This window comes from Microcystis sp. M53602_WE12, from assembly GCF_030065455.1.
Lineage (GTDB): Bacteria > Cyanobacteriota > Cyanobacteriia > Cyanobacteriales > Microcystaceae > Microcystis > Microcystis aeruginosa.
On sequence record NZ_JASJFB010000302.1, the window covers coordinates 1 to 7288 of the forward strand.

Below are 7288 nucleotides of genomic sequence, written 5' to 3' on the forward strand. Positions count from 1 at the left end.
AAGTTATCACCGAAAATTAAAGGTAGAAGTCCAAGAACCTGCCATCCTGCGAGTCCGTCTTTATTATTATCCCGCTTGGCAGTTAACCGTTAACGGTCAACCCCAACCCCTAGAAATGGGCAAGGATGGAACTATACTGGTCAAGTTAGCACAGGGTAGTTATATCCTAGAGCTATCCTACGGTTGGACAAATGCCCTGATCGCTGGCACGGCGACCGCTTTGTGTGCTTTCCTAACGCTATTGGGTTACGGTGTATTTCTGTGGCGAAAAGGTTTACTTTTCAGAACTACGCCCTAAATCTTTAGATCTATGATAGGCCGCCACTACTGCCTCGATAATTGTCGATCGAAAAGAGCCTTTTTCTAATTGTCTCACTCCGGCAATCGTAGTTCCTCCGGGGCTAGTGACGCGATCCTTTAATTCCCCAGGATGTATGGCCGATTCTTTTAATAGGGTTGCCGTCCCTAAAACTGTTTCTATGGCCAATTGAGATGCGATTGATCGCGGTAATCCGGCCGCCACACCACCATCGCTTAAAGCTTCCACCATCAAGGCCACAAATGCCGGGCCCGATCCCGATAATCCCGTTACCGCGTCCATCAAAGCTTCGGGAACTTCCACCACCGAACCGACCGCAGCAAAAATATCTCTGGCTACGGCCAGATGTTCCGGTTCCGCATAACGACCAGGTGCGATTGCTGTAACCCCTTGTCCCACCGTGGCGGGGGTATTAGGCATCGTCCGGATGACGGGGCGATCGGGAAAGCCCATTTCTAGGCGATTGAGGGTAACTCCTGCTAAAATCGAGATAATCAAGGGTTTTTCGGGTATTCCCAGCAAACTATTCACTACTTGCTCTAAAATTTGCGGTTTTATCGCTAAGATTAACACCTCAGTTGCTCTAGCGGCTTCCCGGTTATCCTCACTGACTTGTACTCCGTAGGTATTAACCCAAAAGTTGCGCCGTTGGGATTGGGGTTCACTGACTAACACCGTTTCGGGACTATAAATATTTTTTTTTAATAAACGGCTGAGAATGGCCTCAGCCATCACGCCGCCGCCAATAATTCCTAAACGAATAGACACAGTATTATTAAAAGTAAAAAGTAAAAAAGAGAGATTTAGCTATCCTACCAAGAAAAAACGCATCCTCTCGATAAATCGATCGATTTCTAGCTTCGACAAACCTGACGAGAGGACTATGGCAGGATTCATTGAGCTAATCGACTGCTTTCGGCTCCCCAAGCAGGTGCGGAGGAAACGGGACGAGCCATTTTCGGGTTATCAGCGATATCGTGAATAGTTCCGGAAAGGGTGCTAACTTTAACGCAGCTGGGGGTAAATAGGAAAATACTCTCACCGATGCGTTCTTGATGACCATCAATTGCATAAGTGCCACCGGCGACAAAATCCACGGCTCTTTGTGCTTCTTCGGGATCCATGACGTTGAGATTTAAAACCACCGATTTGCGTTCTCTCAGGGTTTGGATAACTTGGGGCATTTCCTCGAAGGAATGGGGCTCGATCACGACTACTTCTGCATTATTGTTGTTAATACCTGGCATACCGATCACGTTGCTTCTGTTGAGTCCCATAGATGTGGCTGTACTGAGATTTAAAGGTTCGCGTTGACGACGATTGAGGGGATCTTCTTCTTCGTTTTGATCCCTATCTTGGGGGGAAGACTTTTCCCAGTTCATTTCTTCGTAGTCGGTTTCGTCTTCGTCTTCTGGTTGTTCGGAGATGCCGACAAAATCTTTGAGTTTGGTAAAAATGTTGTTCACAGTCTAAGTGTCCTTCAAAAGATTTTTTAGGTGGTCTTGGCTAGAGTCGGGGTTATTTTAGTGGCCTTTAACAACTTTTGTTCTCACTTGGTACAGGAGAACTATTTTGTTCAGGGTTCGTCATTCTAGTCGTCTGGAGGCAGCGGTTAGTTCCCTCTTTTCAGTTATCAGTTATCAGGGGATAGTTTTCAGGGATTGGGAAAAAGTCAATTCCTCATTTCTAACCACCGGTTTCTAGACTGAACGCTGTAATCTTAAGATATATTGTCACCGATTATTAAAATTACTAGGAGTTTTTTCTGTAAATTTACGGAGATGGTTCAGTAAATACGATCGCCGAAGATGCCAGTTCCCACCCGGATCAAAGTGGCTCCGGCCTTGATGGCGAGAGGATAATCGTTAGACATCCCCATGGATAGATGAGGCAGGCATAAACTAGAGCTATTCTCGATTATTTGGGCTAAATCGCTGGTTTTTTCAAAGGCGGCTAACTTTTCCCCAGCGGATAATCCTCGGGGCAGAATTGTCATCAAACCTTGAATTTTTAGCTGTTTACAGTTGACTAAATCGGGAATATCTGCTAGTAATTCGGCCTTGTCCCAACCGAACTTATCGGGATCGGGGACAACTTTCACCTGTAGCAAAACTTGGGGATTAATCTCTAATTCCGCCGCTAGGCGATCGAGTCTTTGGGCTAATTTTAAACTATCGAGGGAATGGATTAAATCAAAAGATTCTAGGACTTTGCGGGCTTTATTTGCCTGTAGATGCCCGATAAAGTGCCAAGAAATATCTGGCAGGTCTTTTAGTTCTTGCTGCTTCGAGATTGCTTCCTGTAGCTTACTTTCAGCAAAATCTCTCACTCCTGCTCGGTAAGCTTGACGGATATAATCGCTCGATACCTGTTTACTGACGGCAATCAGGCGCGTGGAGGGGGGTAGGGTAAGACGGATTGACTCGATACGACTAGCGATCGTCATGAACTAGACTGAAAAGGTTTGTTGATAAGTTTGGTTGAGACTGTTAAATTCTTGCACATTACTGCCCCGGCGCAAATTTCGCAGCCGGTTTTCCACTAAAAGACGAGCATCGGAACGACTAATCGGATCGAACGAGACTTTTTTTGGTCCCACCGTCACCAGAAAAAAAAGACGTTGGGCATAAAGAGTGGTGAATAATTCCCGATGTTCTTCTAATAGACACACTCTGTATAATAGACCGAAAGTAGGATGATTGAGATAGGTTTCGTTACTCATTCAAGCGATCGCTAAAGGAAAAGGATTGAGCGAACTAGAAAATTTTTCCACAAAAAAATCAAGCGGATGGCTCAAAAACAATTGATTTTTCGGGTGTTTCCCCTAGCCTGATTTTACCAGAATCCTTCAACGACAACTAACGATGCCAGTCTATGTCATGATTTCCTGAGTTTTCACTTTTTCCCTGTTAACTTGGATACATCTCGGTGACAAGTTGTCACCACCAGAAATTAGCTCGGCTGCAAAAATCAAAGATTTTCCCTTAGCTGAGGAGACTACGAGACAAGAGGATAAAAAAGACAATAGACAAGTATAATACCCATAAAAGCTAAGATTATCTCAAATTTATCTGGGTTTTTAGAAATTTTAACCCGATAGCGGCGATCGGTGAACTGAAAACTCACATCTGATCACTGATCACTGATAACTGATCACTGAATCGCTGATCAAATGCCCTAAGCTTGTATTAAGCCTTTTTTAACTTCAAATTCCTTTAACCTCAATCAATATGGATTTTTCTAGTCTTGTTGCCAGTCAGCTAAACGCCGGCGTTATCTGGCCCGAAGGAATCCTGATTATTACCCTGATGGTGATTTTAATCGGCGATTTAATCGTGGGACGGAGTGCCAGAAGTTGGCTGCCCTACGTTGCGATCGCTGGTCTGCTCGCTGCTGTGGTTGCTCTCTACTTTACCTGGGACAATCCGAAACCGGTGGCTTTTTTAGGGGCTTTTGAGGGCGATAATCTCAGTATCGTCTTTAGGGGGATTATTGCCCTTTCTACCGCCTCCACAGTGCTGATGTCGGTGCGTTATGTGGAACAAGCGGGAACCTCCCTAGCGGAATTTTTAGCCATTATGCTCACCGCGACCCTCGGGGGAATGTTCCTATCTGGCGCTAGTGAATTGGTGATGATCTTCATCTCCCTAGAAATGCTCAGTATTTCCTCCTATCTAATGACCGGTTACATGAAGCGGGATCCTCGATCGAACGAGGCCGCCTTAAAATACCTGTTAATTGGAGCTTCTAGTTCGGCGATTTTCCTCTATGGTGTTTCCCTTCTCTACGGTTTATCCGGAGGTGAAACCAGTTTAAGTGCCATTGCCCAAAAATTAACCGCTGTTAACGGTGGTCAGTCCTTGGCCTTAGCGATCGCATTAGTGTTTGTGATTGCCGGTATCGCCTTCAAAATTTCGGCGGTTCCCTTTCACCAATGGACCCCTGATGTGTACGAAGGTTCACCCACTCCCGTGGTGGCTTTCCTCTCGGTAGGTTCCAAAGCGGCCGGTTTTGCCCTAGCAATTCGCCTATTAGTGACGGTTTTCGGTCTAGTCAGCGAACAATGGCGGTTTATCTTTATCGCTCTAGCCATTTTGAGCATGATCCTGGGCAACGTGGTCGCCTTAGCCCAAACTAGCATGAAACGGATGTTAGCCTATTCCTCGATCGGTCAGGCGGGTTTTGTCATGATTGGTTTAACCGCCGGTACTGACGCGGGTTACTCTAGCATGATTTTCTATCTGTTAATTTACCTGTTCATGAACCTAGGGGCTTTTGCCTGTGTGATTCTCTTTGCTCTGAGAACCGGAACCGATCAGATCGCTGAGTATTCGGGACTCTACCAGAAAGATCCGCTCCTAACCCTCTGTTTAAGCATCTGTCTGCTCTCTTTGGGGGGAATTCCACCTCTAGCGGGCTTCTTTGGTAAGATTTATCTATTCTGGGCCGGTTGGCAAGCGGGACTTTATGCCCTCGTCCTCGTTGGTTTAGTCACCAGTGTGGCCTCGATTTACTACTATATCCGTGTGGTCAAAATGATGGTGGTCAAGGAACCCCAAGAGATGTCCGATGCGGTGAAAAATTACCCCGTTATCAATTGGACTCTTACCGGGATGCGTCCCCTACAGGTGGGTATTGTCCTCTCCCTAGTGGCGACTTCCCTGGCCGGTATCCTTTCCAATCCTCTCTTTACCCTAGCGACGGATTCCGTCACCACTACCCCCATCCTACAATCGGCGGCCCTGGCGACGCACATTTCCCGAGCGAATTGAGAATCTCTGTTGATTTATCGGCGTTGTCAGATCAGAATAACAACGCCTATTGTAGGGCTAATTCATGAATTAGCCCTACAGCTAATCCGTTTTTAGTAATGTGATTAACTCTCAATTGGTTCTAAAATAGACGCTAAAATATCTGGAGTTAATCCTTTAGCTTCTGCTTCATCACTAGCTTGATCCATAATTGGTGATAATCTTGCCGCTGCTTTTTGACGATATTTTTCTAATTCTAATTGAATAGTTTCAGTTAATTTGTTTTCTATGTTCGCTCGGTCATTGGGTTTAATTTTAGCGTAATATCTAGCAATTTCTAAAGGAACTTGAATAGTGATTTCTGTCTTGCTATTCATGGTAATTGATTGTTCTTTTTACTTTTAACAGACCTCTATTGTAGCACAAAATCACCATACTCATTGAATTTGACTCTATTGATGTAAAAGTTGCCATTGGATCAAAAAAATCAATGAATAGAAATATGGACTAAAAATAAACACCCCTCAACTGGCTAATTGAAGGGGCATTGTATTTTTAATGAGCAATTTAGCTTACTTTTGTGGTTTCTTTTTCGGCTGATTTGGATGGCTTTAGTTTGCGCTTGAGGGTTGAGGCTGCGCCGAGAGTACCAAGGGCGAGGAGGCTGAGGACTGTAGAGGGTTCAGGAATAGGCTTACATTGATCGAAAAGAATAGTTTTAGTAAACGAGATTGAATCTTGATCTTGGTTTATACCCAAAAAATTTTCATTCAATGGAGGAATTGGACGTTTGGTTAATTTTACTATTAGTTTGGCGAAGTTTGGCTGCGGAGTAATTCTTGCAAAAAACTTTAATTGCTTGGGGTTTTTTTCAAATACTCCACACAACTTGCCTACTTTATCATTAGGGTTATCGGTCATTACTTGACAGTCAATTATGTAGTCAAACAAATTTTGCTTAAAATCGAAAGCGACTTCTAGTGTTTTGGAGTTTGTTGGAACTCTGAGGTTAGCAACGTTGAATACAATTGTTAATGATTGTTCATCCGCTAAACCTCCGTTGAAGCTTCCATCCCAACCAGATCCTGGAGTATAAGACCAGTCTCCTATTAAGCTAGAAATACCACTCTGTGTTTCATCAAAAAGGGATTCAGGACCTTTTATCAAATTAGTGTGTTGTCCTAATCCTCCTGGAGTAAGTGTGTAGTCATATTCAGCAAAAGCTATAAGTTTAGGGTCCACCCAAGATGGTATATCTTCTGGCGGAACGGGAAAATCCTGAAGTGATGCTGCAATTGTTCTAGTAGAGCCTAAATTTAATAGCGTGAAAAGCGAAAAGGAAACTCCACCAATTGCTAAAGTTCGATAAACTTTGTTCATATCATCCTCAATCTAAATTGTTACGGAGATCGCCCTCCCTCGCAGCTAAGTCAAGCAACACTTGAATCCAACGCCAAAGGCGGACAACAAAACAATACACATTCCCCCCCCCACAACTGTATTAAAAGCTACAATTTAATAATTCTTTATATTCTTCTCCCCGACTAGGGACTGATACTAAATCCGTTGAGTATAGGCTATAGTCATTTCAAATAAGTGTGAGACGAGGGAAAAATAAGGTAAAATCAAGAGAAACGAGCAACCCATACAGAAAAATGTCTTATAGCCTAGACTTGAGAAAAAAAGTAATCGATTATGTAGAGAATGGGGGAAGCATAACCAAAGCCGCCGCTCTATTTAATATAGGAAGAGCGACGATATATAGATGGCTAGGTAGGGAAAAACTGGAAGCAACAAAGGTAAAACACCGTCAGAGAAAGCTGGACTGGAAAGCACTGTCAAAAGATGTCCAAGAAAATCCCGAGGCAAGATTAAGAGACAGAGCCGAGAAATTTGGAGTGAGACCAAGTGCCATTTGCTATGCCTTAAAAAAAATGAAAGTTACCAGAAAAAAGAAGGAACTTCGTTATAGAGAAAGAAACCGAGAAGAAAGAATGAAATACTACAGAGTGCTGAGAGAATTGATTAAAATATATGGAAGTGAAAGCCTTGTATTTATTGATGAGTCAGGGTTTGAAGAATTTCAAGCCTGTTTTTATGCTTGGTCAAAAAAAGGGAAGAAAGTCTTTGGAGATAGACAAGGAAAACGAGGAAAAAGAGAGAACCTTGTCGCTGGTAGAAGAAAGGGAAAAAAAGACTTTATTGCACCGATGGTATT

General features: G+C 43.6%; 8 protein-coding genes and 1 pseudogene. 3 read left to right on the plus strand and 6 right to left on the minus strand.

Translation table 11 applies throughout. From position 1 onward, the window contains the following. Positions 1–298: pseudogene (locus tag PX482_RS10780) on the plus strand (hypothetical protein); the annotation flags it as partial. Here PX482_RS10780 and proC read toward each other — a convergent pair. The 4 genes from proC to pipX form a co-directional block, all read right to left on the minus strand. Further along, a complete protein-coding gene (gene proC / locus PX482_RS10785; protein WP_002762951.1) occupies positions 275–1087 on the minus strand; it encodes a pyrroline-5-carboxylate reductase in 813 nt (270 codons plus the stop codon). The pseudogene PX482_RS10780 and the gene proC overlap by 24 nt on opposite strands. Before the next feature lie 125 nt (positions 1088–1212). Then, positions 1213–1785 carry a cell division protein SepF gene (locus PX482_RS10790; RefSeq protein WP_002762952.1) on the minus strand — a complete coding sequence of 191 codons (573 nt, stop codon included), beginning with the start codon at positions 1783–1785 and terminating at the stop codon, positions 1213–1215. A gap of 320 nt (positions 1786–2105) precedes the next feature. Then, positions 2106–2765 carry a YggS family pyridoxal phosphate-dependent enzyme gene (locus tag PX482_RS10795; RefSeq protein ID WP_002762954.1) on the minus strand — a complete coding sequence of 220 codons (660 nt, stop codon included), beginning with the start codon at positions 2763–2765 and terminating at the stop codon, positions 2106–2108. Between the two features lie 3 nt (positions 2766–2768). After that, a complete protein-coding gene (gene pipX / locus PX482_RS10800; protein WP_002733869.1) occupies positions 2769–3041 on the minus strand; it encodes a transcriptional coactivator PipX in 273 nt (90 codons plus the stop codon). Between the two features lie 508 nt (positions 3042–3549). On the opposite strand from pipX, the gene PX482_RS10805 reads away from it, so the two are divergent. Continuing rightward, positions 3550–5091, plus strand: coding sequence for an NAD(P)H-quinone oxidoreductase subunit N (locus PX482_RS10805; RefSeq protein WP_002762955.1), 1542 nt, complete (start codon positions 3550–3552; stop codon positions 5089–5091). Between the two features lie 104 nt (positions 5092–5195). Here the strand turns inward: PX482_RS10805 and PX482_RS10810 are convergent, their stop codons facing one another. Both PX482_RS10810 and PX482_RS10815 read right to left on the minus strand, forming a co-directional pair. Further along, positions 5196–5447, minus strand: coding sequence for a hypothetical protein (locus tag PX482_RS10810; protein WP_288026089.1), 252 nt, complete (start codon positions 5445–5447; stop codon positions 5196–5198). Positions 5448–5637: 190 nt separating this feature from the next. After that, positions 5638–6450 carry a PEP-CTERM sorting domain-containing protein gene (locus tag PX482_RS10815; protein ID WP_002762959.1) on the minus strand — a complete coding sequence of 271 codons (813 nt, stop codon included), beginning with the start codon at positions 6448–6450 and terminating at the stop codon, positions 5638–5640. Positions 6451–6725: 275 nt separating this feature from the next. Here PX482_RS10815 and PX482_RS10820 point away from each other — a divergent pair. Beyond that, positions 6726–7288 (plus strand): IS630-like element ISMae21 family transposase (locus PX482_RS10820; protein ID WP_288122427.1); only part of this gene is annotated, 563 nt, incomplete at its 3' end.